General features: G+C 71.7%; 21 protein-coding genes and 1 pseudogene. 15 read left to right on the top strand and 7 right to left on the bottom strand.

Annotation, left to right across the window (positions count from 1 at the left end; translation table 11 throughout):
- The 4 genes and pseudogenes from ACW4TU_RS05210 (at position 1) to ACW4TU_RS05195 (ending at position 4,748) form a co-directional block, all read left to right on the top strand.
- Positions 1–1,881 carry an ABC transporter ATP-binding protein gene (locus ACW4TU_RS05210; protein WP_457430714.1) on the top strand — a complete coding sequence of 627 codons (1,881 nt, stop codon included), beginning with the start codon at positions 1–3 and terminating at the stop codon, positions 1,879–1,881.
- A gap of 207 nt (positions 1,882–2,088) precedes the next feature.
- Positions 2,089–2,691, top strand: a pseudogene (locus tag ACW4TU_RS05205) (MMPL family transporter); the annotation flags it as partial.
- A 120-nt stretch (positions 2,692–2,811) separates the two neighbouring features.
- Positions 2,812–4,071, top strand: coding sequence for a sensor histidine kinase (locus ACW4TU_RS05200; protein ID WP_457425073.1), 1,260 nt, complete (start codon positions 2,812–2,814; stop codon positions 4,069–4,071).
- Positions 4,068–4,748: a response regulator transcription factor gene (locus tag ACW4TU_RS05195; protein ID WP_457425071.1), complete on the top strand. Its 681-nt coding sequence runs from the start codon at positions 4,068–4,070 to the stop codon at positions 4,746–4,748. The genes ACW4TU_RS05200 and ACW4TU_RS05195 overlap by 4 nt, the downstream gene beginning before the upstream one ends.
- Positions 4,749–4,754: 6 nt before the next feature.
- Here the strand turns inward: ACW4TU_RS05195 and ACW4TU_RS05190 are convergent, their stop codons facing one another.
- A complete protein-coding gene (locus ACW4TU_RS05190) occupies positions 4,755–4,904 on the bottom strand; it encodes a hypothetical protein (protein WP_457425069.1) in 150 nt (49 codons plus the stop codon).
- A 58-nt stretch (positions 4,905–4,962) separates the two neighbouring features.
- Positions 4,963–5,088 (bottom strand): hypothetical protein, encoded by a 126-nt coding sequence (locus ACW4TU_RS05185; RefSeq protein WP_457425067.1) that lies wholly within the window; start codon positions 5,086–5,088, stop codon positions 4,963–4,965.
- A 260-nt stretch (positions 5,089–5,348) separates the two neighbouring features.
- Here ACW4TU_RS05185 and panD point away from each other — a divergent pair, with 260 nt between their 5' ends.
- From panD to ACW4TU_RS05170, 3 genes are read left to right on the top strand one after another with little or no spacing between them, the layout of a single operon-like run.
- Entirely contained in the window at positions 5,349–5,768 is a 420-nt protein-coding gene (gene panD / locus ACW4TU_RS05180) for an aspartate 1-decarboxylase (RefSeq protein WP_457425065.1), read from the top strand.
- A gap of 52 nt (positions 5,769–5,820) precedes the next feature.
- Entirely contained in the window at positions 5,821–6,165 is a 345-nt protein-coding gene (locus tag ACW4TU_RS05175) for a GNAT family N-acetyltransferase (RefSeq protein ID WP_457425063.1), read from the top strand.
- Between the two features lie 26 nt (positions 6,166–6,191).
- Positions 6,192–6,845 carry an aspartate/glutamate racemase family protein gene (locus tag ACW4TU_RS05170; protein WP_457425061.1) on the top strand — a complete coding sequence of 218 codons (654 nt, stop codon included), beginning with the start codon at positions 6,192–6,194 and terminating at the stop codon, positions 6,843–6,845.
- A 707-nt stretch (positions 6,846–7,552) separates the two neighbouring features.
- Here the strand turns inward: ACW4TU_RS05170 and gndA are convergent.
- Positions 7,553–8,992 carry an NADP-dependent phosphogluconate dehydrogenase gene (gene gndA / locus ACW4TU_RS05165; RefSeq protein ID WP_457425059.1) on the bottom strand — a complete coding sequence of 480 codons (1,440 nt, stop codon included), beginning with the start codon at positions 8,990–8,992 and terminating at the stop codon, positions 7,553–7,555.
- A gap of 339 nt (positions 8,993–9,331) precedes the next feature.
- Between gndA and ACW4TU_RS05160 the strand changes: the two genes are divergently transcribed.
- Positions 9,332–10,510 (top strand): transglycosylase family protein, encoded by a 1,179-nt coding sequence (locus ACW4TU_RS05160; RefSeq protein WP_457425057.1) that lies wholly within the window; start codon positions 9,332–9,334, stop codon positions 10,508–10,510.
- Here ACW4TU_RS05160 and ACW4TU_RS05155 read toward each other — a convergent pair.
- Positions 10,500–11,630 carry a DMT family transporter gene (locus tag ACW4TU_RS05155; RefSeq protein WP_457425055.1) on the bottom strand — a complete coding sequence of 377 codons (1,131 nt, stop codon included), beginning with the start codon at positions 11,628–11,630 and terminating at the stop codon, positions 10,500–10,502. The two genes, ACW4TU_RS05160 and ACW4TU_RS05155, sit on opposite strands and share 11 nt — an antisense overlap.
- 227 nt (positions 11,631–11,857) lie before the next feature.
- On the opposite strand from ACW4TU_RS05155, the gene ACW4TU_RS05150 reads away from it, so the two are divergent.
- From ACW4TU_RS05150 to ACW4TU_RS05125, 6 genes are all read left to right on the top strand, one after another.
- Positions 11,858–12,592, top strand: coding sequence for an IucA/IucC family C-terminal-domain containing protein (locus tag ACW4TU_RS05150; protein ID WP_457425053.1), 735 nt, complete (start codon positions 11,858–11,860; stop codon positions 12,590–12,592).
- A gap of 37 nt (positions 12,593–12,629) precedes the next feature.
- Complete coding sequence (glgA, locus tag ACW4TU_RS05145) at positions 12,630–13,799, top strand: glycogen synthase (protein WP_457425051.1); 1,170 nt, start codon at positions 12,630–12,632, stop codon at positions 13,797–13,799.
- Positions 13,800–13,852: 53 nt separating this feature from the next.
- Positions 13,853–15,073 carry a glucose-1-phosphate adenylyltransferase gene (gene glgC / locus ACW4TU_RS05140; RefSeq protein ID WP_457425049.1) on the top strand — a complete coding sequence of 407 codons (1,221 nt, stop codon included), beginning with the start codon at positions 13,853–13,855 and terminating at the stop codon, positions 15,071–15,073.
- 228 nt (positions 15,074–15,301) lie between these two features.
- Complete coding sequence (locus ACW4TU_RS05135; protein ID WP_457430713.1) at positions 15,302–17,614, top strand: GH92 family glycosyl hydrolase; 2,313 nt, start codon at positions 15,302–15,304, stop codon at positions 17,612–17,614.
- 166 nt (positions 17,615–17,780) lie between these two features.
- Complete coding sequence (locus ACW4TU_RS05130; protein WP_457425047.1) at positions 17,781–19,127, top strand: wax ester/triacylglycerol synthase family O-acyltransferase; 1,347 nt, start codon at positions 17,781–17,783, stop codon at positions 19,125–19,127.
- A gap of 115 nt (positions 19,128–19,242) precedes the next feature.
- Positions 19,243–20,754, top strand: coding sequence for an SDR family NAD(P)-dependent oxidoreductase (locus tag ACW4TU_RS05125; protein ID WP_457425045.1), 1,512 nt, complete (start codon positions 19,243–19,245; stop codon positions 20,752–20,754).
- Between the two features lie 88 nt (positions 20,755–20,842).
- Here the strand turns inward: ACW4TU_RS05125 and ACW4TU_RS05120 are convergent, their stop codons facing one another.
- On the bottom strand, positions 20,843–21,643 hold the full coding sequence (locus ACW4TU_RS05120) for an SDR family oxidoreductase (RefSeq protein ID WP_457425043.1): 801 nt from the start codon (positions 21,641–21,643) through the stop codon (positions 20,843–20,845).
- Positions 21,644–21,698: 55 nt separating this feature from the next.
- A complete protein-coding gene (locus tag ACW4TU_RS05115; protein WP_457425041.1) occupies positions 21,699–22,157 on the bottom strand; it encodes a hypothetical protein in 459 nt (152 codons plus the stop codon).
- A 440-nt stretch (positions 22,158–22,597) separates the two neighbouring features.
- Here ACW4TU_RS05115 and ACW4TU_RS05110 point away from each other — a divergent pair, with 440 nt between their 5' ends.
- Positions 22,598–22,771 carry a hypothetical protein gene (locus tag ACW4TU_RS05110; RefSeq protein ID WP_457425039.1) on the top strand — a complete coding sequence of 58 codons (174 nt, stop codon included), beginning with the start codon at positions 22,598–22,600 and terminating at the stop codon, positions 22,769–22,771.
- A gap of 88 nt (positions 22,772–22,859) precedes the next feature.
- On the opposite strand, the gene ACW4TU_RS05105 is transcribed toward ACW4TU_RS05110, so the two are convergent.
- The gene (locus ACW4TU_RS05105) at positions 22,860–24,203 is read right to left on the bottom strand and encodes an amidase (protein WP_457425037.1); all 1,344 of its coding nucleotides are present in this window, start codon (positions 24,201–24,203) and stop codon (positions 22,860–22,862) included.
- Between the last annotated feature and the right edge of the window lie 228 nt (positions 24,204–24,431).

Raw genomic sequence — 24,431 nt, 5'->3', positions numbered from 1 at the left:
ATGGAGACCACAGCCTGGATGCAGTTGCACAGCGTCATGAACTCCCAGCAGGACCGGCGCCCCTTCGCCCGCGCGACCCTGCGCCGCATCGCGGAGTTCGCACGCCCGCACCGCCGCCGCATCATCCGTTTCGTCGTCCTGAGCGTGCTCACCGCGCTGCTCGCCGTCGCCACCCCCGTTCTCGCGGGCCGGGTCGTCGACACGATCGTGTCGGGCGGCGCCGAGAGCACGGTCGTCCGGCTCGCGCTGCTCATCGCGGTCATCGCGGTGGCCGAAGCGGTCCTCGGGATCCTCGGCCGCTGGCTCTCGTCGACGCTCGGGGAAGGACTGATCCTCGATCTGCGGACGGCCGTGTTCGATCATGTGCAGCGCATGCCGGTCGCGTTCTTCACCCGCACCCGGACGGGAGCGCTGGTGTCCCGGCTCAACAACGACGTCATCGGCGCGCAGCGCGCGTTCAGCAACACCCTGTCCGGCGTGGTGAGCAACCTGGTCACCCTGGTGCTCACGCTCGCCGTGATGCTCACCCTGTCCTGGCAGATCACCCTGCTCGCCCTGGTGCTGCTGCCGGTGTTCGTGATCCCCGCCCGGCGGATGGGCAGCCGCATGGCCAGACTCCAGCGCGAGGCCGCCGACCTCAACGCCTCGATGGGCACCCGGATGACCGAGCGTTTCTCGGCCCCCGGCGCCACCCTCGTCAAGCTCTTCGGACGCCCCGACGAGGAGTCCGCCCAGTTCGCGGCCCGCGCCCGCCGGGTACGTGACATCGGCGTACGGACGGCCCTCGCGCAGTCGGTCTTCATCACCGCCCTCACCCTGGTGTCGGCCCTGGCGCTGGCCCTGGTGTACGGGCTCGGCGGCTGGTTCGCGCTGCGCGGCACCCTGGAACCCGGCGCGGTCGTCTCGCTCGCCCTGCTCCTCACCCGTATGTACGCGCCGCTCACGTCTCTCGCAGGGGCGCGCGTCGAGGTGATGAGCGCCCTGGTGAGCTTCGAGCGCGTCTTCGAGGTGCTCGACCTGAAGCCCCTCATCGAGGAGAAGCCGGACGCCCGCGAGGTGCCCGAGGGCCCGGTCGCGGTGGAGTTCGACAACGTCCGCTTCGCCTACCCCGCCGCCGACCGCGTCTCCCTCGCCTCCCTGGAGGAGGTGGCCGCCCTGGACACCAGGGGCGGTACGGAGGTCCTGCACGGAGTCAGTTTCCGAGCTGAACCGGGCCAGACGATCGCTCTCGTGGGCACCTCCGGCGCCGGAAAGTCGACCATCGGACAACTCATGCCCCGCCTGTACGACACCGACGAGGGCGCCGTACGCATCGGCGGCGTCGACGTCCGTGACCTGAGCGCCTCCTCCCTGCGCGCCACCCTGGGCATGGTCACCCAGGACGGCCACCTCTTCCACGACTCCGTGCGCGCCAACCTGGTGCTGGCCCGCCCCACGGCGACGGACGACGAACTGTGGGCGGCGCTGACCCGGGCCCGCCTCGACGACCTGGTCCGCGAGCTGCCCGACGGCCTCGACACCGTGGTCGGCGAACGCGGCTACCGCCTCTCCGGCGGCGAACGCCAGCGCATGACCATCGCCCGGTTGCTGCTGGCCCGCCAGCGTGTCGTCATCCTCGACGAGGCGACGGCCCACCTGGACAACACCTCGGAGGCCGCGGTCCAGGAGGCCCTGGCGGAGGCACTGGCGGACCGCACGGCCGTGGTGATCGCCCACCGCCTGTCCACGATCCGGGCGGCCGACCTGATCCTCGTGGTCGAGGCCGGCCAGATCCAGGAACGCGGCACGCACGACGAACTGCTGGCCCTGGACGGGCGGTACGCGGAGCTGTACCGGACACAGTTCGCGCACCGGCCCGGCGAGCCGGTGGAGGCCGCGTAGGCCCGGCCCGACAGGCGGAAACGGCACACGGACATACCGCGGTTCCTGTAGGTGCTCCTCCCGTTTCGGTACAGCGGATTGCCAGCAGGGGGACGACGACCGGGAGGCCCTTCCCGGGACAGCCTTGGCGGGTACGCCCGACCCGAGGTGAGGTTCCCTGCCGTGGCTGCTTTTCTGTATCGACTGGGCCGTCTGTCCTTCCGGCGGCGCTGGTACGTCGTCCCCCTGAAGGCGGCTCTCGGCTTCCTGCTCTAGGTCCTGGCGGCCCTCGGCGCGGTCGTCGTGGTCTTCCAGCAGGGCCATGGCGCGGGCCTGTTCGGGGTCGAGCAGACCGGCCCGATCATGAGCCTGATGCCGATCTTCCTGGTGGGCATCGTCTTCGGCCTCGCCATGGACTACGAGGTCTTCCTCGTCTCCCGGATGCGGGAGGCGTACGTCCACGGCGACACGGCCCGGGAAGCGGTGGTCTCCGGGTTCAGGCACAGCGCCCGCGTGGTCGTCGCCGCCGCGCTGATCATGATCGCGGTGTTCGCGGGATTCGTCGGCGAGGACGAATCCATGATCAAAATGATCGGGTTCGGCCTGGCCACCGCCGTCCTGCTCGACGCCTTCGTCGTCAGGATGGCCCTCGTACCCGCCGTCCTCGCCCTCCTCGGCGACAAGGCCTGGTGGCTGCCCCGCCGACTGGACCGGCTGCTGCCCCGCGTCGACATCGAGGGGGAAGCCCTCACTCGCCGCCCGGCCGACACCACGGACCGCCGGCCCAACCCGGACCCGGCCCCGGACGAGCCGGTCGAGGCGCGCGTCTGACCTGGCCGGTCTCCTCGGCCGTCCCAGGGCCGCCCCTGGCCTTCGCTACGGGCGGCCCAAACGGCGTTGTGCGCCGAATGTCGTTCATCATGGGCCCAAGCCCTTCATCCGGAGATACAGATGACCACCAGACTGGAGCGCTACACCGGGCGCCGCCTCACCGCCACCGACGTAGTCATGGCTCTGGGCCTCCTTGGGACCGTGAACCTCGGTGCCGCGATCTCCATCCCCGGCGTCAGCCAGCCGCACCCGTCCTGGCCCGCCGAAGCCCTCGCAGCCGTGTCCTGCCTCGTTCAGCTGAGGGCACGCACCCACCCGCGCACCGCCGTAGTCGTGGCCACGGTCTGCACGGTGGTCACCCTGGCCCTCGGCTTTCTGCTGACACCCCTGCTGCTCGCCCCCCTGATGATCGCCCTGTACTGGCTGGCCGCCGGCACCGACCACAGCACCAGGCGCCTCTACGGTGCCCTCACCATCGCCGTGGTCGTCGCCACCGGCGTGTTCGACGCACCCTCCACCGGGATATTCCTGCTGCGCACCATCGGACCCCTTCTGTGGCTGGCACTGCCCCTCGTCGGCGGCGGCCGGTCCCGCCTGCGCCGGGCCTACACGGACTCCGTGCACGCGCGTGCCACCTACGCCGAGCGCACCCGCGAGGAGGAGGCCCGGCTACGGGTCGCCGAGGAACGGATGCGCATCGCCCGCGAGCTCCACGACGTCGTCGCCCACCACATGGCCCTCGCCAACGCCCAGGCCGGCACCGCCCGCCACCTCGCGCCCACCCACCCCGCTCAGGCGATGAAGCTGCTCGACGAGCTGAGCGCCACCACGTCCTCCGCACTCCTCGAACTCCGCGCCACGGTAGGGGTGTTGCGCCAGACCGGCGACCCCGACACCGACTCCCTGGAACCCGCTCCCGGCCTGGACCGCCTCCCCGAACTGATCGCGACCTGCGAGAGCGCGGGCATCGAGGTCACCGTCACCACCGAGGGAGAACCGCGTTCCCTGTCACCGGGCGTGGACCTGACGGCGTACCGGATCATCCAGGAAGCCCTCACCAACGTCACGAAACACGGCGCGGGCACAGGCGCGAGCATCCGGCTCGCCTACTCGGACTCCCGGCTGCTGATCTCGGTGACCAACGACGCGGCCACCACCACTCCGTCGGTCCCCGGCGGCGGTTACGGTCTGATGGGCATGCGTGAGCGCGCCCACTCCGTCGGCGGCGACCTGCACGCCGGTCCCCGCCCCGACGGCGGCTTCGAGGTCGCCACCGCGCTCCCGCTGCACCCCCTGGCCCCGGAGGACGAGCCGCACCTGCGCGCCCCGGAAGACGACCGGAAAGAAGACGACCGGAAGGAAGACGAGGTCACCGCGTGACCATCCGTGTCCTGCTCGCCGACGACCAGGCCCTGCTGCGGGGCGCGTTCCGGCTGCTGATCGACTCCTGTGCCGACATGGAGGTGGTCGGCGAGGCGGCCAACGGCGACGAGGCGGCCGACCTCGCCCGCACCCACCACCCCGACGTCGTCCTCATGGACATCCGGATGCCCGGCTCGGACGGTCTCGCCGCCACCGAGGCCATCTGCGCCGACCCCGACCTGGCCGGCACCCGAGTCCTCATCCTCACCACGTTCGAGACCGACGAGTACGTCGCCAAGGCCCTGCGCGTCGGCGCCAGCGGCTTCCTCGGCAAGTACGTCACCACCGACACCCTCCTCACCGGCATCCGCACGGTCGCCTCCGGCGAGGCCCTGCTCTCACCCGGCGCCACCCGCGCCCTCATCACCCGCTTCCTCACCACCCAGGCCCCCGGAGGCCTTCTCGCACCCCCGGAACGCCTCGCCGACCTCACGCCCCGCGAACGCCAGGTCACCGCCCTCGCCGCCCAGGGCAAGTCGAACGCCGACATCGCCGAGGAGCTGGTCCTGAGCGTCCTGACCATCCGCACCCACATCCAGCGTGCCCTGACCAAACTCGGCGCCCGTGACCGCGCCCAGCTCGTCGTCATCGCCTACCAGACCGGCCTCGTCCGCCCCGTCGTCCGGGATCTCTGACGCCCGTCAGGGATCCAGACCCAGCAGATCCCGCGTCCGCACCGGAAGCCCCGTCTCGCAGGAGCGGTTCACGGCCAGGCCGGTGACCAGGGAGTGGGCGCCGTCGGCCGCGCCCGCCGCGCGGTGCAGGGGGTCGTGGACCTGGGTGTCGAACACGTCTTCGAGCGTGCGGGCGTCGCCGTACGGGCGCCCGGCCCGGGTCGGCGTCCGTGAGTCAACCGTTGTGGACGGCCATCCGGTGCGCGTTGACATCGCAGAGGCCGGCCAGCTCGAACCGGTCCGCGTAGGGGCCGGCCAGTGCCTGGACGAACAGCTGTGCACGGGCGCCCAGCCCGACCACGGCGGCGCGGCGGCGTGGCGGCGTGCGGTGTCGGGGGACATACGGGTCTGCATCCGATGGGCGAACGAGGCGTACGAAGGCTGCTGGGGTCGGGCAGTTCACACTGGCACGGGCCGCCGACCCCGTGTACCGGCGGCCAGTGACCGTTTAGGCTGCAGCCATCCCTCGCGGGCCGGCGCACACGTCGGGCGGCGGCCGTGAAGAAACAGCCCTTGACCTGCATTGACGCGGGCAGGGAGCCTAGCTTCGGGAGTACCTCCATGCTGCGTACCATGTTCAAGTCCAAGATCCACCGCGCCACCGTCACCCAGGCCGACCTGCACTACGTCGGCTCCGTGACCATCGACGCCGACCTCCTCGACGCCGCCGACCTGCTGCCCGGCGAGCTCGTGCACATCGTCGACATCACCAACGGCGCCCGGCTGGAGACGTACGTCATCGAGGGCGAGCGGGGGTCCGGCGTCGTCGGGATCAACGGGGCGGCGGCCCACCTCGTCCATCCCGGAGATCTGGTGATCATCATCAGTTACGCTCAGGTGACCGACGCCGAGGCGCGGACGCTGCGGCCGAAGGTGGTCCACGTGGACCACGGCAACCGCGTCGTGGCGCTGGGCGCCGACCCGGCCGAGCCGGTGCCGGGCTCGGACCAGGAGCGCAGCCCGCAGGCGGTCACCGTCTGACCGTCCGGCGTGCGGCGCGTCCGACGATGCGACGACCCGACGAGGAGTGTCCATGAGCGACATCGAGATCCGCGACGACCGGACGGCAGGCCGCCTGGAGGCGGTCGTGGCGGGGGAGGTCGTGGGCCACATCGCCTACTTCGTGCTGGCCGCACGGGGACGCGCGCTGGTCCCGGTCCACACGATCGTCGAGCCGGCGCACGAGGGACAGGGCATCGCGGGCTCACTGGCCCGCGAGCTGTACCTCATGGCGGCCCGTGAGGGCATCGTCGTGGCCCCCCTGTGCCCGTACGTCGTGAAGTGGGCCGAGCGTCACCCCGCCGAGGCCCCGGCCGCTGACCCGCAGCTTCTCCGCGCCGCCAAGGAGTGGCTCGTGGCGAACCCCGACCGCTTCTGACGTCCGGCAGGGGGACTCTCCGCACCGTGCTCGCCCTTCTGCACACCTCGCGCGTGCACGTCCCGGTGTTCGACGCCCTGCGCGACGAGGACCACCAGGGCCTGGAAATCGTCCACCTCGTCCACGAGGACCTGCTGACCAGGGCCCGGACGGAAGGGCCCGACGCCGTGGCCGGTGACGTCCGGGCCGTCCTGGAGCAGGCCGTGGCCGGCGGGGCCGTCGCCGTGCTCTGCACCTGCTCCTCCATCGGCGGTGTCGCGGAGGCGGCTGCCGGGGAGGTCGGGGTGCCCGTGCTGCGGGTCGACCGGCCGATGGCCGCCGCCGCGGTGGCCATCGGCCCGAGGGTGGTCGTCGTCGCGACCTCGGAGAGCACCTTTGGGCCCACGGTGGCCCTCGTCGAGGAGGAGGCGCGCCGCGCCGGACTCCCCGCCGACGTACGGAAGCTGTTCGTGGACGGCGCCTGGGCCCTCTTCCAGGCGGGTGACACGGAGGGCTACGTCCGTTCGGTGGCCGACGCGGTGAACTCGATCCCCGGCGACAGCGCCGACGCGATCGTCCTCGCCCAGGCCTCCATGACCCCGGCGCAGGAGCTCACGACGACCGCGTTGCCGGTGTTGTCCAGCCCCCGGCCGGGACTGGCGGCGGGCGCGGCGGCGGCGCGGGCCCCCTTGACCGGGTGACGGTGACCCACCCAGGGCCTGTCCGGCCGAACATGCCCGGGAGGCAGGGCTCACGTGCGCTGATGCGCCGCCGCTTTGTCTTCCGACCCGATCCGCCGGACTCACCCTCGCCCGCGCGCGTAGCGCGAAGGAGTGAGTGGAGGCGCGTGCGCCGGGTACGCGGGGGAGAAGTCCAGAGCCGACGAACCCACTGGCTGGAGGACACAGTGACCCAACCGGACCCGTATCCCCACCCCGTACCGCCGACCCCCACCCCCGGCCCCTTCCCGGGCCCGACCCCGGGCCCCGACCCGGAGCCACCGATCCCCGGGCCGATTCCGACACCACCGGCCCCAGCCCCGCCCCCCGTCCCACAGCCTCCGGGCCCCGAGCCGGCACCCGACCCCGAACCGGGCCCGCCGCTGTACTGACGCGGTGACGCCAGGTGGGCGGCCGGGCAATCCGGCCGCCCATGTCACGCCGTACCGTCGGGGGAGAGGCGGCCCTCGGCCTCGCGCCGGGTCCGCCGCTGTCGTGACGGGGCGCCGAGACGGTAACGCCGAGCGGGCCGCGGGAATCCGGGCTGCCCCCTGTCACGTCGTACCGCGATCGCGGAGCGGGTTCCCGACCCCGCCGCTGTTCCGGGAGCGTGGTCGAGGCCGTAACGCCAGATGGGCGACCGGGATTCCCGGTCGCCCATCCTCACTTCGTACCGCCGGAGGCGATTCTCAGCCGGTGATCTCGGACCGGTCGCCGCCCCACAGGGTGTGGAACGCGCCCTCGCGGTCCGTGCGGCGGTAGGTGTGCGCGCCGAAGAAGTCCCGCTGGCCCTGGGTCAGCGCGGCCGGGAGGCGCTCCGCGCGCAGCGCGTCGTAGTACGCGAGGGCCGCGCCGAAGCCCGGCGTCGGGACACCCTGGCGGGTCGCCGCGACCAGCACCTCGCGCCAGTCGTCCTGCGCCGCCGCGATCTCCTGCGCGAACGTGTCGTCGGACAGCAGGCTCGGCAGGTCCGCCCGAGCGTCGTACGCGGCACGGATACGGTCCAGGAAGGCCGCCCGAATGATGCAGCCGCCGCGCCAGAGGGCGGAGACGGCACCGAGGTCGATGTCCCAGCCGTACTCCGCGCCGCCCGCCGCGATCTCGTGGAAGCCCTGCGTGTACGACACGATCTTCGACGCGTACAGCGCCTGCTCGACGCGGTCGGCGAAGGCAGCCGCCTCCGACTCGCTCAGCGGCGTCGCCTTCGGGCCGGCCAGCCCGCGCGACGCCTCACGCAGCGCCGCGTGCCCGGACAGCGAGCGCGCGAAGACCGCCTCGGCGATGCCCGACACCGGTACGCCCAGGTCGAGGGCGATCTGCACGGTCCAGCGGCCGGTGCCCTTCTGCTCGGCCTGGTCCACCACGACGTCCACGAACGGCTTGCCCGTCGCCGCGTCCACGTGCGACAGCACCTCGGCGGTGATCTCGATCAGGTAGGAGTCGAGACGGCCCGTGTTCCAGGTGCGGAAGATGTCGGCGATCTGCGCGGGGGAGTACCCGGCGACATCGCGCAGCAGCTGGTACGCCTCACCGATGAGCTGCATGTCGGCGTACTCGATGCCGTTGTGGACCATCTTCACGAAGTGCCCGGCGCCGTCCGGCCCCACGTGCGACACACAGGGCGTGCCGTCCTCCGCCTTCGCGGAGATCTTCTCCAGCATCGGCCCGAGCGAGTCGTACGACTCGACCGGGCCGCCCGGCATGATGCTCGGGCCGAGCAGCGCGCCCTCCTCGCCGCCCGAGACGCCCATGCCGACGAAGTGGATGCCCTGTGCGCGGAGGTCGCGCTCCCGGCGCCGGGTGTCCGCGAAGTGCGCGTTGCCGCCGTCGATGATCATGTCGCCGGGCTCCAGGAGCGGGGCGAACTCCTGGATCACCGCGTCGGTCGGCTCACCGGCCTTCACCATGACGACCAGGCGGCGCGGCCGTTCCAGCGCGGCCACGAACTCCTTGGCGGTGTCGGCCGCGACGAAGTCGCCCTCGGCCCCGAACTCCTCGACCAGAGCGTGCGTACGCGCCGCGGTCCGGTTGTGCAGCGCGACCGTGTAGCCGTTGCGCGCGAAGTTACGGGCGAGGTTGCGGCCCATCACCGCGAGTCCCGTGACGCCGATCTGGGCTGAGTTGCTCATGCGGATGGCTCCTAGTGGGTCCTGGAAAACGGTGGTGCCGGTAGGTCCTGGAATCGGTGGTGCCGTTCCTGCTCGTCAGTATTGCCCTTCGGGCCATCCTGACGTGCCGGTACGCCGACCGCACATCCGGGCTGCCGTTCCTGCGTACGCAGATACGGACCAGAACCCCCACCTGCCTCAGCATTCACGCAACGGGCTCGTATTCCTGGCCACTTCGGTCTCCCCTCGGTTTCACCCGGGGCGAACTTCGGCCGTACGTCGGCTGGTTTGCGGTCTTGTCGTGGCCTGTTCAGTGCGTTTACTTTTGCGGTTCCTGGCAACGGACGAGGGGGCTCTTCCATGGCCGTACGCGGCAAGCATCGCCGTTACCAGCCGAACCGGATCAACCGGGCCTCTCTCACCGTCACCGCGGGCAGCGCCGGTATCGCGCTCCCGCTGGTCGGCGCCGGAGTGGCGGACGCGGCGGACGTGGCGACCTGGAACAAGGTCGCCGCCTGCGAGTCCACGAACGACTGGAACATCAACACCGGCAACGGGTACTACGGCGGGCTCCAGTTCAGCCGGTCCACCTGGGAGGCGTACGGCGGCACGGCCTACGCCGGGCGCGCGGATCTGGCCACCAAGGACCAGCAGATAGCCGTGGCCGAGAAGGTGCTCAAGGCACAGGGTCCCGGCGCCTGGCCCACCTGCTCGGTCCGCGCCGGCCTCACCCGGGGCGGGGACACCCCCGACATCAACCCCTCCGGCAACGCGCGCCAGGCGAGCGACTCGGTACGCAGGTCCCAGCGGACCGTCCGTGACGTGAAGCCGCAGACCACGCCCCAGTCCCAGGCGGGCACCGCCGAGATGTACACCGTCGTGCACGGCGACACCCTCTCCGGTATCGCCGACGACCGTGACGTCCGGGGCGGCTGGCAGCGCCTGTACGCGGGCAACCGCACGACGATCGGCACCGATCCGGACCTGATCGTCCCCGGCCAGCGGCTGAACCTCCGTACGAAGGCCGCACCGCACGCCCCGGCCACCGCCGAACCCGCCCGCGAGTCCAAGACGGAGAAGGCCCCCTCGCACACCGCCGAGAAGGCCGCCACCAAGGCTCCCCGCACCACGACCACCACGCTCACCGCGCCCGTGAGCGCCGCGACCGGGACGCCGTACCACAAGGCGGGTTCCTCCTGGTCGAAGGGCTACCACACGGGCGTCGACTTCCCGGTGCCCACCGGCACCTCCGTGAAGGCGATCGGCGTGGGCGAGGTCGTCGACGCGGGCTGGGGCGGGTCCTTCGGGTACCAGGTGGTGATCCGGCACGCCGACGGGCGCTACTCGCAGTACGCGCACCTGTCCGCGATCTCCGTGCGGGCCGGGCAGTCGGTGTCCGTCGGGCAGCGCATCGGGCGCTCCGGTTCCACGGGCAACAGCACGGGCCCGCATCTGCACTTCGAGGTGCGGACGGGGCCCGGCTTCGGCAGCGACATCGACCCGCTGGCCTATCTCAGGGCCGGCGGCGTCAGGATCTGACCCGCATGCGGTGCCGGTCGCGAGCGGATATCGGGATCGGCACGTAGGGGACGCCGTAGAACGCCCCGTAGGGAACGGGCTCTTCGTCGAGCACGTCCTGCGCGGTCACCGGTGCCGCCACGGGGACCGGAAACGGCTGGGCCGAATCCCCGCTCACCGCCACCAGCTCCTCGTGCTCCTCGGTACCGGATCCGTTCTGTTCCGGTACCGAGGGTGCCGAAGCGACGCGAGCAGGTGAAGCAGGTGCGTCAGGGGCAGGAAACGCAGAGGACAGCGCGTCTGTGTGCGGGGCGTGCTGCAGCCGCTCCGTGGTGAGCAGGATCAGGCCGCCCGCCGCGACCACACCGCAGCCCAGCGCGAGGATGGTGCCCGTCGTGCCGTACCGGAACGTCTCGCCGAACATCGTGATGCCGACCGCGGCCGCCACCACCGGGTTCACGACCGTCAGCGTCGCGAGCGGCGCCGTGAGGCCGCCGCCCCGGTAGGCCGCCTGCGAGAGCAGCAGACCGGAGACACCGAGTACCGCGATCAACGCCAGTGACGGCACATCCGCCGTCGTGAGGCCGCCGGACCAGTCCACGGCGACCACCTTCGTGAACACCGACGACATGCCGAAGGCGATACCGGACGCGATCGCGAGCAGGGTGCTGCGCACCGCCGGGTGCCGGTGCGCCGCGCGCCCCGCCACCGTCAGCGCCACCACCGCGGCGCCGGTGACCACGGCCAGCAGCACCCGCTCGGTGGTGCCCAGGGACCGTGCCTCGGACGTACCGACCAGGGACAGCAGCCCCGCGAGTCCGAGCGTCGCCATGATCGCGCCACGCCAGGCCGCCGCCCCGGCCTTGCGGCGCACGAACAATGCCGCCATCGGCAGCGCGAACACGATGGTCAGGGCGCCCATCGGCTGGACGACGCTCAGTGGCCCGAACGCCAGCGCCACCACGTGGAGCACTCCGCCGAAGCCGTTCAGCGCCACGGCGGCCCACCAGACCGGCCTGCGCATCGGCGCGTAGGACGGGCCGTGTCCGGAGTCCGCGACCCGCTCCTGCACGATCGCCCCGCCCGCGTAGGCGACAGCGGAGACGAGCGACAGCAGGATGGACAACGCGAGGGCGCTCATGAGCAACTCCTCTGCGTGCGGCGGGGGCGCGGGGCCCGGCGCGGCGAACGATCGGCTTCCATGGTGACCACGATCCCCCCTCGCGAGCGTCTGCGCGTCGTACCAGAGCATCCATTGGGTCCTACTGCCGATGGAGTACGCCGGGCCCCACGTCCTCCCCAGGGTGGGTGACGCGGGGACGGAGCTGCTGCTCTCGGCTACTGCCCGACCTGGTACTACTGCCTCTCGTGGACCTCGACCCCGATCTCGCGGCGCTCCGACCGCTCGGCGGCTTCTTCGTACTACGCGCGGCCGGAGCCCCCGCCGACCCGCCGCCGACACTCGCGCAGGCGTACGCGCATCGCGGCGAGGACGTTTACGCGGATTCCATAACTTTTCGTGTCCGGCTGGTCGCCGACCGTATTCATACCTCTGAGCTGCGGGTTTCCGCGTCGATCGCCCAACAGGCGCTCGCGGCCCGCCTGTGGTCCATCGCCCTCGGCTGCGCCGTCCTGTACGGCAGCGTCCCCGACCTCGATCCCCGCCTGCTCCACTGGGATCCCGCCGCGAGCGCCCCCGACGACCTGTGGCCGGCCGAGGTGCGCCCCCGTCCTGCCGACCCGGCGACGATCGCGGACCTCGTCGTACGAGGGCATCTGGAGCCCCTCGCAGCCGCCCTGCACGCCCGCTACGGCGTCGCCGAGGGCCTGCTGTGGGGCAACGCGGGCTCGGCACTGGCCGGCGCGGCGCGCGAACTCGGCCGCTGGGCGCGCGGGGCGGGCACGGACGCCGGTGCCCGCGCCCACGCCCTCGCCGCCGAACTGTTCACCCACCCCCGTCTGGCCCCCACCGGCACATTCACCGGCAGTGCCTTCCGGCGGCGCAGCTGCTGCCTCTACTACCGGGTGCCCGGCGGCGGGATCTGCGGCGACTGCTGCTTCACCAGGGCACCATGGTCTTCCCCGAACGCCGCATCTGGGTGACCATGTGGGAACCAACCGCAGAGACAGGGAGATTTGGGTGCGTGTGGGCCTGCTGACCCGGGAGTATCCGCCGGACGTGTACGGCGGCGCGGGCGTCCATGTCGAGTTCCTCGCCCGGGAGCTGGGCGCCCTCACCGACCTGGAGGTGCACTGCTGGGGCGAGGGCCGCGGCGTCGGCGTCGTCCGGCACCGGTCCTGGCCGGCGCTCGACGGGAGCAACGACGCGCTGCGCACCTTCTCCACGGACCTGTCCATCGCCGCCGCCCTCGAAGGCCGCGAACTGGTCCACTCCCACACCTGGTACGCCAATCTCGCCGGCCACTTCGCCAAGCTCCTGTACGGCGTCCCGCACGTGATGACCGCCCACTCCCTGGAGCCCCTGCGCCCCTGGAAGGCCGAGCAGCTCGGCGGCGGATACGCCCTGTCGAGCTGGGCCGAGCGCACCGCCGTCGAGGCCGCCGACGCCGTGATCGCCGTGTCCGGGGCCATGCGCGAGGACATCCTCGCCTGCTACCCGGCCCTCGACCCGGCCACCGTCCATGTCATCCACAACGGCATCGACACCAGCCTCTACCGCCCCGACCACGGCACGGACGCCCTCACCCGCATCGGCGTCGACCCCGACCGTCCGTACGTCCTGTTCGTCGGCCGGATCACCCGCCAGAAGGGCGTGCCCCATCTGCTGCGCGCGGTACGGGACATCGACCCGGCGGCCCAGGTCGTGCTGTGCGCGGGCGCCCCGGACACCCCGGAGATCGACCGGGAGTTCCGCGAACTCTTCCAGGAGCTGAACGCCGTACGCGAGGGCGTCTTCTGGATCCCGCAGATGCTGCCGCGCCCGGACGTCATCCAGCTCCTCACCCACGCCGCCGTGTTCGTCTGTCCCTCGGTGTACGAACCGTTGGGTATCGTCAACCTGGAGGCGATGGCCTGCGGAACTCCTGTCGTGGCCTCGCGGGTCGGCGGCATTCCCGAGGTGGTGGAGGACGGGAAAACCGGGGTACTGGTGTCCCTGGACGACGACCCGGGGGTCTTCGAGGCGGACCTCGCGCGGGCCCTGGACTCCGTCATCGGTGATCCGGAGGCCGCGCGGCGCATGGGAGACGCCGGGCGGGAGCGTGCGGTGGAAGAGTTCGGCTGGGACGCCGTGGCCAGACGGACGGTAAGGCTTTATGAGGAGACCCTCAAACAAGGTCAACAGGCTTAGCCCGACCGGCGTACGGGAAAGCATGGTGCACAACCACGGTGAGGGGAGCGGCGATGCGTCGTGGTGGGCCTTCTGTGCTCGGGATCGTGCTGGCGGGCGGAGAGGGCAAACGTCTGATGCCCTTGACCGCGGACCGCGCGAAACCAGCGGTGACCTTCGGCGGAACGTATCGCCTGGTCGACTTCGTCCTGTCCAACCTCGTCAACGCCGACATCATGCGCATCTGCGTGCTCACGCAGTACAAGTCGCACTCGCTGGACCGGCACATCACCACCACCTGGCGGATGTCCAGTCTGCTCGGCAACTACGTCACCCCGGTCCCCGCCCAGCAGCGACTGGGGCCGCGCTGGTACCTGGGCAGTGCCGACGCCATCCTCCAGTCGCTCAACCTCGTGTACGACGAGCAGCCCGACTACGTCGCGGTGTTCGGTGCCGACCACGTCTACCGCATGGACCCCCGGCAGATGCTCAACCAGCACATCGAGAGCGGCGCCGGGGTCACGGTCGCGGGCATCCGGGTGCCGCGCGCCGAGTCGTCGTCGTTCGGAGTGATCAGTCCGGGCTCGGACGGCCAGACCGTGCAGGGCTTCCTGGAGAAGCCCGCCGACCCGCCCGGCCTGCCCGACGACCCCGGGTGCGTCTTCGCCTCGATGGGCAACTACATCTTCACCACCAAGGCCCTCATCGAGGCCCTTCAGCGGGACGCCGAGGACGGTGACTCCGTGCACGACATGGGCGGCTCGATCCTGCCCTCGCTCACCGACCGCGGCGAGGCCCAGCTGTACGACTTCAGCCAGAACCACGTGCCCGGCGAGACCACCCGCGACCAGGGCTACTGGCGGGACGTCGGCACGCTCGACGCGTACTACGACGCCCACATGGACCTGATCGCCGAGCGGCCCGCGTTCAACCTCTACAACCGCAGCTGGCCCGTCTACACCCACTCCGGCCAGCTGTCGCCCGCCCGCTTCAACGCAGGCGGCATCGCCAGCGAGTCGATCATCAGCGCCGGCTGCCTGATCCGGGGCCAGGTCACGCGCTCGGTGCTCTCGCCCGGCGTCCGGGTCGATCCCGGTGCCGTCGTGCAGGGGTCGGTCCTGCACGACAACGTGCGCATCGGGCGGGGCGCGATCGTGCGCGGGGCGGTCCTGGACAAGAACGTCGAGGTCCCGCCGGGCGCGACGATCGGCGTCAACCCGGAGCGGGACGCCGATCTGTACACCGTTTCCAAGGGCGGTGTGATCGGCCTCGGGAAGGGCCAGCACGTGTCGTAGGCAGGTGGACCCATGCCGACGGCCCCGGTGAGCCCGTGCTCACCGGGGCCGTCGGCGTGTCCGGGGCCGGCGAGTGAGCCGAACGGGCTGTTGCCGTACGGCCGCGAGGTGACCGTGCCGGGTGCGGCGCGGATCGGGACGCCCGGCGAGGAACGGATCCGGGACACGGACCCGGGAGCCTCCCGGGGGCCGCCCCGACATCTGGCCGAGCCGACGGAGGACTTCCCTGTGAGATGGACGCTGCGCACCACGGGTGCGGTGACGGCCGCCGCCCTGCTGGCCGGCGCGCTCGCCGCCCCGGCCGCCCAGGCCCGTGACGAGCGGCTCACCGACCTGGTCAACCCGTTCATCGGCACGGAGAACGAGGGCAACACCTTCCCGGGCGCGACCGTGCCCTTCGGCATGGTGCAGCTGTCGCCCGACACCGGGCACAAGACCGGCTACCGCTACTCCCAGACGCGCATCCGGGGCTTCTCCCTCGTCCACCTCTCCGGCGTCGGCTGCCGGATCGGCGGCGACCTGCCGGTACTGCCCACGACCGGCGACATCACGAGCACCGACTACGCGTCCTACGCCGCCGAGTTCGGCCACGACGGCGAACTGGCGAGCCCCGGCTACTACAAGGTGGGCCTGGAGTCGGGCATCGGCGCCGAGCTGACGGCGACCGCCCGGACCGGCGTCCAGCGCTACACCTTCCCGGCGACCGCGAAGGCCAACGTGCTGCTCAACGCGGGCCAGTCGCTGCACACGAAGGTGTCGAACCGGGTCGAGATCCTCGACGACCGGACCGTGCGCACGACGATCACCGGCTCCGGCTTCTGCCGGGGCACCAAGCCGTACACCGTCCACACGGTCACCCGCTTCGACCGGCCCTTCACCGCGTACGGCACCTGGGACGGCACCACGGTCACCGGCGGCTCCCGGACCGGCGGCGACGGCGCCTACGTCCGCTTCGACACCACGGACGGCGACCGCACCGTCGAGGCGACCACCGCCCTGTCGTACGTCGACGCGGACGGTGCGGCCGGCAACCTGCGCGCCGAGGGCGGGCGGATGTTCGACGAGGTGCGGGAGGCGGCCCGGGACGCCTGGGAGGCGCGCCTCGACGACGTCGGCGTGACGGGCGGCTCGGACACACTGCGCCGGACCTTCTACTCGTCCCTCTACCGCAGCTTCCTCGCCCCGAACACCGGCAGTGACGCCGACGGCCGCTACACCGGCTGGGACCTGAAGACCCACCGCGCGCGGGACTTCACGTACTACCAGAACTGGTCCCTGTGGGACACCTACCGCACCCAGGCGCAGCTCCTGTCGCTGCTCGCGCCCCGTGAGGCCCGGGACATGGCGCTGTCGGTGCTCAAGATCGACGAGGAGGGCGGCTGGCTGCCCAGGTGGGGGTACGGCACGGTCGAGACCAACATCATGACCGGCGACCCGGTCACCCCGTTCCTCACCCACGCCTACCAGCAGGGGCTGCTGCACGGCCACGAGGAGCGGGCCTACCGCGCCCTGAAGAAGAACGCCGACGGGGTGCCGCCCGCCGCGCTGCCCATGCTGGGGCGCGAGGCGAACCGGGAGTACATCGCGGACGGCTTCGCGCCCTATCTCAAGGGCCGCCCGCGCACCAAGCCGGGCGACTCGGACTACCACTGGGGTGCGTCCGTCACCCTCGAGTACGCCCTGTCCGACGCGATGCTGGCCCAGATGGCACGCGAGCTGGGCCACGAGGCCGACGCCGCCCGCTACGCGGACCGGGCGCAGAGTTACCGCGACGTCTTCGATCCCTCGACCGGCTTCTTCCGGCCCCGGGACGGCTCGGGGGCCTTCGCGGGCGACCCCGATCCGGCCAAGGACGAGGGGTTCCACGAGGGCACGGCCTGGCAGTACCAGTGGCTGGTCCCGCAGGACCTGCCCGGCCTGGTGGCCCTGCTCGGCGGCAGACAGGCGGCCAACGAGCGGCTCGACGCCTTCTTCGCCTACGACCGGATGAAGGCGGACCCGGCCGGGACGGCCCGCGACGTGTGGGTGAACGGCCCGTACGCCTACTACAACGCGGACAAGTACAACCCGCAGAACGAGGTCGACCTCACCGCCCCGTACACCTACCTCTCCACCGGCCAGCCCTGGAAGACGACCGAGGTCGTGCACGCCGCGCTGACCCTCTACACGGACGGCCCGACCGGGATGACCGGCAACGACGACATGGGCACCATGTCCGCCTGGCACGTCCTGTCCGCGATCGGGATCTTCCCTGTGCAGCCCGGCTACGACATCTGGGGCCTGTCCACGCCGGTCTTCGACCGGGTCGACCTCACCCTCGACCCCCGCTACCACCCGCTCGGCGCCCTCACGGTCACGGCACCGGGTACGTCGGACAGCCGACCGTACGTCCAGTCGGTGGCCGTCGGCGGGTCGCCGTACAGCCGTACGTATGTGACGAGCGGGATGTTGCGGGGCGCTCGCTCGCTCGACTTCACGGTCGGCCCGGAGCCGTCCGGGTGGGGAACGGACGCGGACGCGGCGCCGCCCGCCCTGAAATAGCCCTTCCGCAGCCTGACGCAGGCTCACACGTCACTAACGTCCCACCGCTCCCGCAGCGGTGGGACGTAATCCGTTGTTAACTGAGCGTAGCTTGATCGTGCTTGACCGTAATCGCCCGCAGGCGATTGACTGCTGGTTCACCCGTCGTCGACGCGAGAGCGATCCCTTGACCTCTGAGACCTCGGACCTGCTCGCCCCCCTCGACCTGGCCTTCTGGCACATCGACTCCGACCTCCACCCCATGCACCTGGGCGCACTCGGTGTCTTCTCCGCCCACTCGCCGACCGCCGGAGCCCACGCGGCCGATCTGCTCGCCGCCCGCGCCGCCGGCGTACCCGGACTGCGCATGCGCATCCGGGACGTCTGGCAGCCCCTGCTCCCGCTGGCGTTCGGGGGTGCCACCCGCGAGTCCGCACCGGACTTCGACCCGCTCGACCACGTCCGGCTGCACGCCCCCACCTCCGACTTCCACGCCGAGGCCGGCCGGCTCATGGAACGCTCACTGGAACGCGGCCGGCCGCCCTGGGAGGCCCATGTGCTGCCCGGCGAGGACGGCACCTCCTTCGCCGTGCTCTTCAAGTTCCACCACGCCCTGGCCGACGGCCTGCGCGCACTGACCCTCGCCGCCGGCGTCATGGACCCCCTCGACCTGCCCAAACCCCGCCCGCGCCCCGAACAACCGGCCGCCGGCCTCTTCCCGGACGTGCGCAAACTGCCCGGGCTGGTGCGCGGCGCCCTCTCCGACGTGGGCCGCGCCCTGGACATCGGCGCCTCCGTCGCCCGGTCCGGGCTGGACAACCTCAACAACCGCTCGTCGGCCGCACTCGTCGCCGACCCGACCGGAACCCGCCGCACGGCCGGAGTCGCCGTCGACCTCGACGACGTCCACCGCGTGCGCAAGACCGTCGGCGGCACCGTGAACGACGTACTCATCGCCGTCGTCGCGGGAGCCCTGCGCCGGTGGCTCGACGAGCGCGGCGACGGGTCCGAGGGAGTCGCCCCGCGCGCGCTCATCCCCGTCTCCAAACGGCGACCGCGCACCGCGCATCCGCAGGGCAACCGGCTCTCCGGATACCTGATGCGTCTGCCCGTCGACGACCCGGACCCGCTCCGGCGCCTGGCCCGCGTACGCCAGGCCATGGACCGCAACAAGGACGCCGGACCCGGGCGGGGCGCCGGCGCGGTCGCGCTGCTCGCCGACCATGTGCCGCCGCTCGGGCACCGGCTCGGCGGACCGCTGGTCAAGCAGGCGGCCCGGCTCTGGTTCGACATCCTCGTCACCAGCGTGCCGCTGCCCAGCCTCGGTCTCCGGCTCGGCGGCAACCCCCTCACCGAGGTCTACCCCTTCGCTCCGCTCGCCCAGGGCCAGTCGCTGGCGGTCGCCATCTCCACCTATCGCGGGCAGGTCCACTTCGGGCTCGTCGCGGACGCGGAAGCCGTCCCGGACCTCGACCGGTTCACCGCCGCGCTGTCGGCCGAGGTGGAGACGCTGGTCGCCGCCTGCGCCCTGTGACCCGCGTCATGATCGTCGCGGGTTTGGTGACTGGGCCAAGGCTTCCGTAAAATCGCGTGTTCGAGAGCGGGCGCGGTCTGAGCGCCACGAAGGCGACCCAGGGAACGGCAGCGCGATGACGGTGACAGAGGACGGCCCGACGGCCGTGGACGGCCTGGACGACGTGGCAGACGTCTCCCACGGCCCCGGCATCGACCCCGAGCGCATGGCCGTCTGCCTCAGCGTGCTCGAAGAACTCGACAAGCTCGACGTCGACCACCCCGACGCCATCGCCGTGCGCCGCGCCACCGCCGGCGTCTACCGCACGGTCAAGCAGCGCCGCCGGCAGGAGCGCCGGGCCTCCAAGACCGCCCACGACAAGGCGGTCACTGAGTCCACGGCGACCGGCTCCGCCCAGCGCATCGACGACGAGACCGAGGGCATCCTGCCGTCGTCGGTGACCGAGGAGGGACAGATCGCGGGGATACTCCAGCGCCCGCGCTCCTGCTACACCTGCAAGGCGCGCTACGTCGAGGTCGACTACTTCTACCACCAGCTCTGCCAGAGCTGCGCCGCCGAGAACCGCTCCCGCCGCGACGCCCGCACCGACCTCACCGGCAAGCGCGCCCTGCTCACCGGCGGCCGGGCCAAGATCGGCATGTACATCGCCCTGCGGCTGCTGCGCGACGGCGCGCACACCACGATCACCACGCGCTTCCCCAAGGACGCCATCCGCCGCTTCAAGGCCATGGACGACTCCGCGGACTGGCTCCACCGCCTGGAGGTCGTCGGCACCGACCTGCGCGACCCGGCGCAGGTCGTGGCCCTGGCCGACCGGGTCGCCGAACAGGGCCCGCTCGACATCCTCATCAACAACGCGACACAGACCGTACGCCGGCTGCCCTCCGCGTACGCCGCGCTCGTCGAGGCCGAGAGCGCCCCGCTGCCGGCCGGTGAGCTGCCCGCCCACCACGTGATCGGCGCCTTCAACTCCGGCGCGGTCGACGGACTGGCCGCGCTGCCCGTCGGCATCAGCGGCCTCGACGCCCAGAAGGTCGCCGACCTCGCCCTGGTCGCGGGCAACGCCAGCATCGCCCGGCACCTCGACGGCACGGCCATCGACGCGGGCGGCCTCGTCCCCGACGTCGTCGACACCAACACCTGGGTGCAGACCATCGAGCAGATCTCCCCGGTGGAGCTCCTCGAAACCCAGCTGTGCAACTACACGGCGCCGTTCATCCTGATCAGCAAGCTGAGGCCGGCGATGGCCGGGGCGGCGCGCGACGCGGTGAGCAAGCGTGCGTACGTCGTCAACGTCTCGGCGATGGAGGGGGTGTTCGGGCGCGGGTACAAGGGTGCGGGCCATCCGAACACGAACGCCGCGAAGGCCGCGATGAACATGGTGACGCGGACCAGTGCGCAGGAGATGTTCCAGGCCGACGGGATCCTGATGACGTCGGTCGACACCGGGTGGATCACGGACGAACGCCCGCACTACGACAAGCTGCGGCTGGCCGACGAGGGGTTCCACGCGCCGCTCGACCTTGTCGATGGGGCGGCTCGGGTATACGACCCGATCGTGCGGGGTGAGGCCGGGGAGGATCTGTACGGGGTCTTCATGAAGGACTACGCGCCCGGTAAGTGGTAGGCGGGGGTTGGGTCGTGCGTCTGCGGGCCGGTGGCGGCCTGTCGCGCCCACGCGGCGGAGCCGCATATTGACACGGCCCCGCGCCCCCTTAGGTGGGTCTGTGTTGCCGCATGTGGTCATGGACCGTGTATGTCGTGGTCGTTTGCGCGGGGCGGACGCGGGTTCCGCCGTCCACCAGCAGGTCGGCCCCCGTTATCCACTCCGCCGCGTCCGACGCCAGCCAGAGCACCGCGCGGGCGATGTCCTCGGGTTCGCCGATCCTGCCGAGGGGGAGCCCGGCGGCGACGGCGTCCTCGCCGTGCTCCCAGACGAAGCGGGCCATCTCCGTCCGTACGAGTCCGGGGGAGACAGAGTTGACCCGTACCCTCGGGGCCAGCTCACCCGCGAGTTGCCGCGTCAGGTGCAGCAGTGCCGCCTTGCTGGTGCCGTACGCGCCGATGTTGGGGCCGACGTGCGTGGCACCCTCCGTGCAGATGTTGATCACGGCGCCGCCGTGGTCGCGCATCCACGCCCGCCACGCGCACTGCGTCAGCCGCAGCGGAGCCTCGACGTTGATCGTGAACGCCTCGCGCCACGCGTCCGGGTCGGCGTCCATGAGCGGACCGTAGGGCTGGTTGGTCGCCGCGTTGTTCACAATGATGTCGAGACGCCCGAACGCGTCGAGTGTGAACTCGGTCAACGCCGACAGGTGCCCCGGGTCGGCGACACTGCCCGCCAGCCCGACCCCGCCGAGTGTCTCGGCGGCCCGCCGCACCCCCTCCGGGTCCCGGGCCGTCACACACACCCTCGCCCCCGCTCGCGCCAGCGCCCCGGCGACGGCCAGCCCGATCCCGCGCGTGCCCCCGGTGATCAGGGCGACCCGCCCGTCGAGTCCGTACGGCGACGTCATCCGCGTACCGTCTCATGACGAACCGTCAGTCAACAGCCCCTGGACATACGGGGGTTCAGTCGGCGGCGCCGAGCCGGGAGTGCTGCTGCGCGACCAGTTCCAGCAGCGTGCGCCAGTCCTCCAGGACACCCGCGTCGAACCCCGGGACCCGGCCGGCCTCGTCCGCCTGGCGCAGGGCGAGCGCGTCGGCGTCCAGGTACGGGTCCAGGTCCGTGGCGTACGGGCTGTCGTGTACGAGGCGGGCGACCCGTTCGCCGAGCAGGTGCCGGACGGCGTCCGCCGCGACCCGGGCGTGTCGGGTGGGGGCGCCGGGTACGAGGAGCAGGCCGATGACGTGGACCAGACCCGCGACCTGGAGTTCCTTGTCGGCGGGGCGGCCTCGGCGCAGCAGGGCCGCCGTCTGGAGGGCGTGCTGGTGCAGATCGACCGGACCGACCGGGCCGCCGCCGTGCCCGGGGGTGCCCCGGCAGGCGTGCAGCAGGTCCATCAGCTCCTCGACGCCGCGCAGCTCCATACGTCAGTCCTCCCGAGTTCCGCCGCGGGACCAGCCGTTGCCGTCGGCCAGCACACCATGGCCGACTTGCGGGCGGGCCAACGGGAGCTGAACTGCCGGACGTGTTCGGGCGGTGGCGTACGCGGGTGCGTCGACTGAGCCGTACGGGTGATGCGCAAACCAGGCTCAAGCTCTCAAACAACCGCAGATTATGGCTGAATGAACACTGAGCGACTTGAGTTCTTTACTCCTTGTTTTCACCCCATCGAGCGGGCGCCCGCTCATTTGGTTAATACTGGGGCGGACGGGCAGCACGACTGGGTTCCACCCACACCCACGGTCCGTTACCGGCGCCACCGCGTCCTGACTGCTCTTGACCCAGACCCGAGTGGACGTAGAGCGGCCGGCATCAGGCTGGTCCCGAATGTCCTGAGGGTGACCCGACACATAAGGAGTGCGCGGTGACACCGGAGAAGACGAATCTCGAACAAGTCCCTGAAGAACGCACGGCGACCCCGGTCGACCGAAGCGACCGGCTCGGCAGCCTCGACGTGTGGGCCAGGTCGGCCCCGATCCGTCTGGCGGGCTACGAGGACGACCTCGCCGAGCCCCACATCCTGCCCAGCGTCGACTGACGCCCCGACAGGACCTGCCGGGATCGCCGTCGGCATGGGCGCGCCGGACTCACGCCCATGCCGTCCGAAGAGAACCGGCAAGCCTTCGTCAGACGAGCGGAGCCGTGCGCTGCCAGGGGTGCAGTTCCTCCAACTGCTGGGCCACGTCGAGGAGTACGGCCTCCGAGCCCGGGCGGCCCACCAGCTGTACGGCGCAGGGCGCGCCCGAGGGCAGGGTGCCGAACGGCACCGCCATCGCCGGCCAGCCCGTCAGGTTCCACGGGGGCGTCATCGGCGAGTAGTTCGTGTTGGCGAGGACGTTGCGCAGCCAGCCCCGCTCGTGCCAGTCAGCGGCGGTGGGTGAGCGCCGGGCGAGTGCCGGGGTGAGCAGCACGTCGTGCTCGGCGAAGAACGGTTCGAGGCGCCGGCGCAGCTGTTCCTTGTGCTGCCCCCGCTCGACGTAGCCGACGAACCGGCGCCCGACGGCCGCGTGGACCCGGGTGCGCCGGGTCAGCCCGCTCCGGTCGAAGCCCTCCGCGTCCCGTGCCGTGCCCGCCGTCCAGTGGGTGAACGAGGTCACGCCGATCGACAGCGGGTACGGCGGATCGGCGGGCCGCACCTCGTGACCGGCGCCGTCCAGCAGCGCGGCGGCCTCGCGCGCGGCGGAGGTGTACGGCCTGCTGATGGTGACGCCGGTGATGGGGCTGCGGACGGAGAGGGCGACCTTGAGGCCGGCGTGCGCGTCGGACCGTACGAACGGGGTGTCCGCGAGGACCGACAGCATCAGGCGGGCGTCCTCGACGGTCGTCGCCAGCGGACCGTTCTCCGACATGCCGAACCAGTCGCCGTTGCCGATGCCCGCCGGGACGACCCCGAGGCCCGGCTTGATGGTGACGACACCGCAGTTGGCGGCGGGGATGCGCAACGAGCCCATACCGTCGTTGCCGAGCGCGATCGGCACCATCCCGGCGCCGACGGCCGCGGCGCTGCCGCCCGAGGAGCCGCCCGCCGTGCGGGTGGTGTCCCACGGGTTCCGGGCCGTGCCGAGAGGACCCTCCGTGGTGCCCCAGATGCACAGCTCGGGCACATTGGTGACCCCGACGACGATCGCGCCCGCCGCTCGGAGCCGGGCCACGGTGACGTGGTCGTGGCCGGCCGGAGTCTCCGGCGTCGCGGTGGAACCGTGCCGGGTCGACTCGCCGCGCACGCCCAGGTTGTCCTTCACCGCGATGGGCACGCCCGCGAGCGGAAGGTCGGCAAGGTCCGCGCGGTCGGCCACCTCGTCGGCCTCGGCCGGCGCCTCCTGGGCCCGCACCCGACGGAACGCGCCGACCCGGGCGTCCAGCAGTTCGATGCGTGCGAGATGCTCGGCCACGACTTCACGCGGCGTGACGCGCTTCTCGCGTACGGCGGCGGCGATCTCGACGGCGGTACGGCCGACCCAGCTGGTCACAAGTGCTCCTCGGGGTGGATGCGACACATCGTGCAACGCGTGAGGCGATGAGGCTACTCGCGAGTACGGAGGGGCGTCGAGTGTCGTCGAGCTTGGACATTCGGCCCGTGTCTCTTGGACTTTTCTGGCGCCGGGCCATCCGGTTCCCGTCACAGAGTCGCTGGTCATCCGATCACTGGCCGAACTCGTCTGACCCCAGGGCCCATTGACAGTGTCCAGGGCGCGCTC

The sequence above is a fragment of the Streptomyces kryoterrae genome (assembly GCF_054072135.1).
The sequence above is the reverse complement of the archived record's forward strand: the minus strand, read 5'-3'. Positions and strand labels throughout refer to the sequence as shown.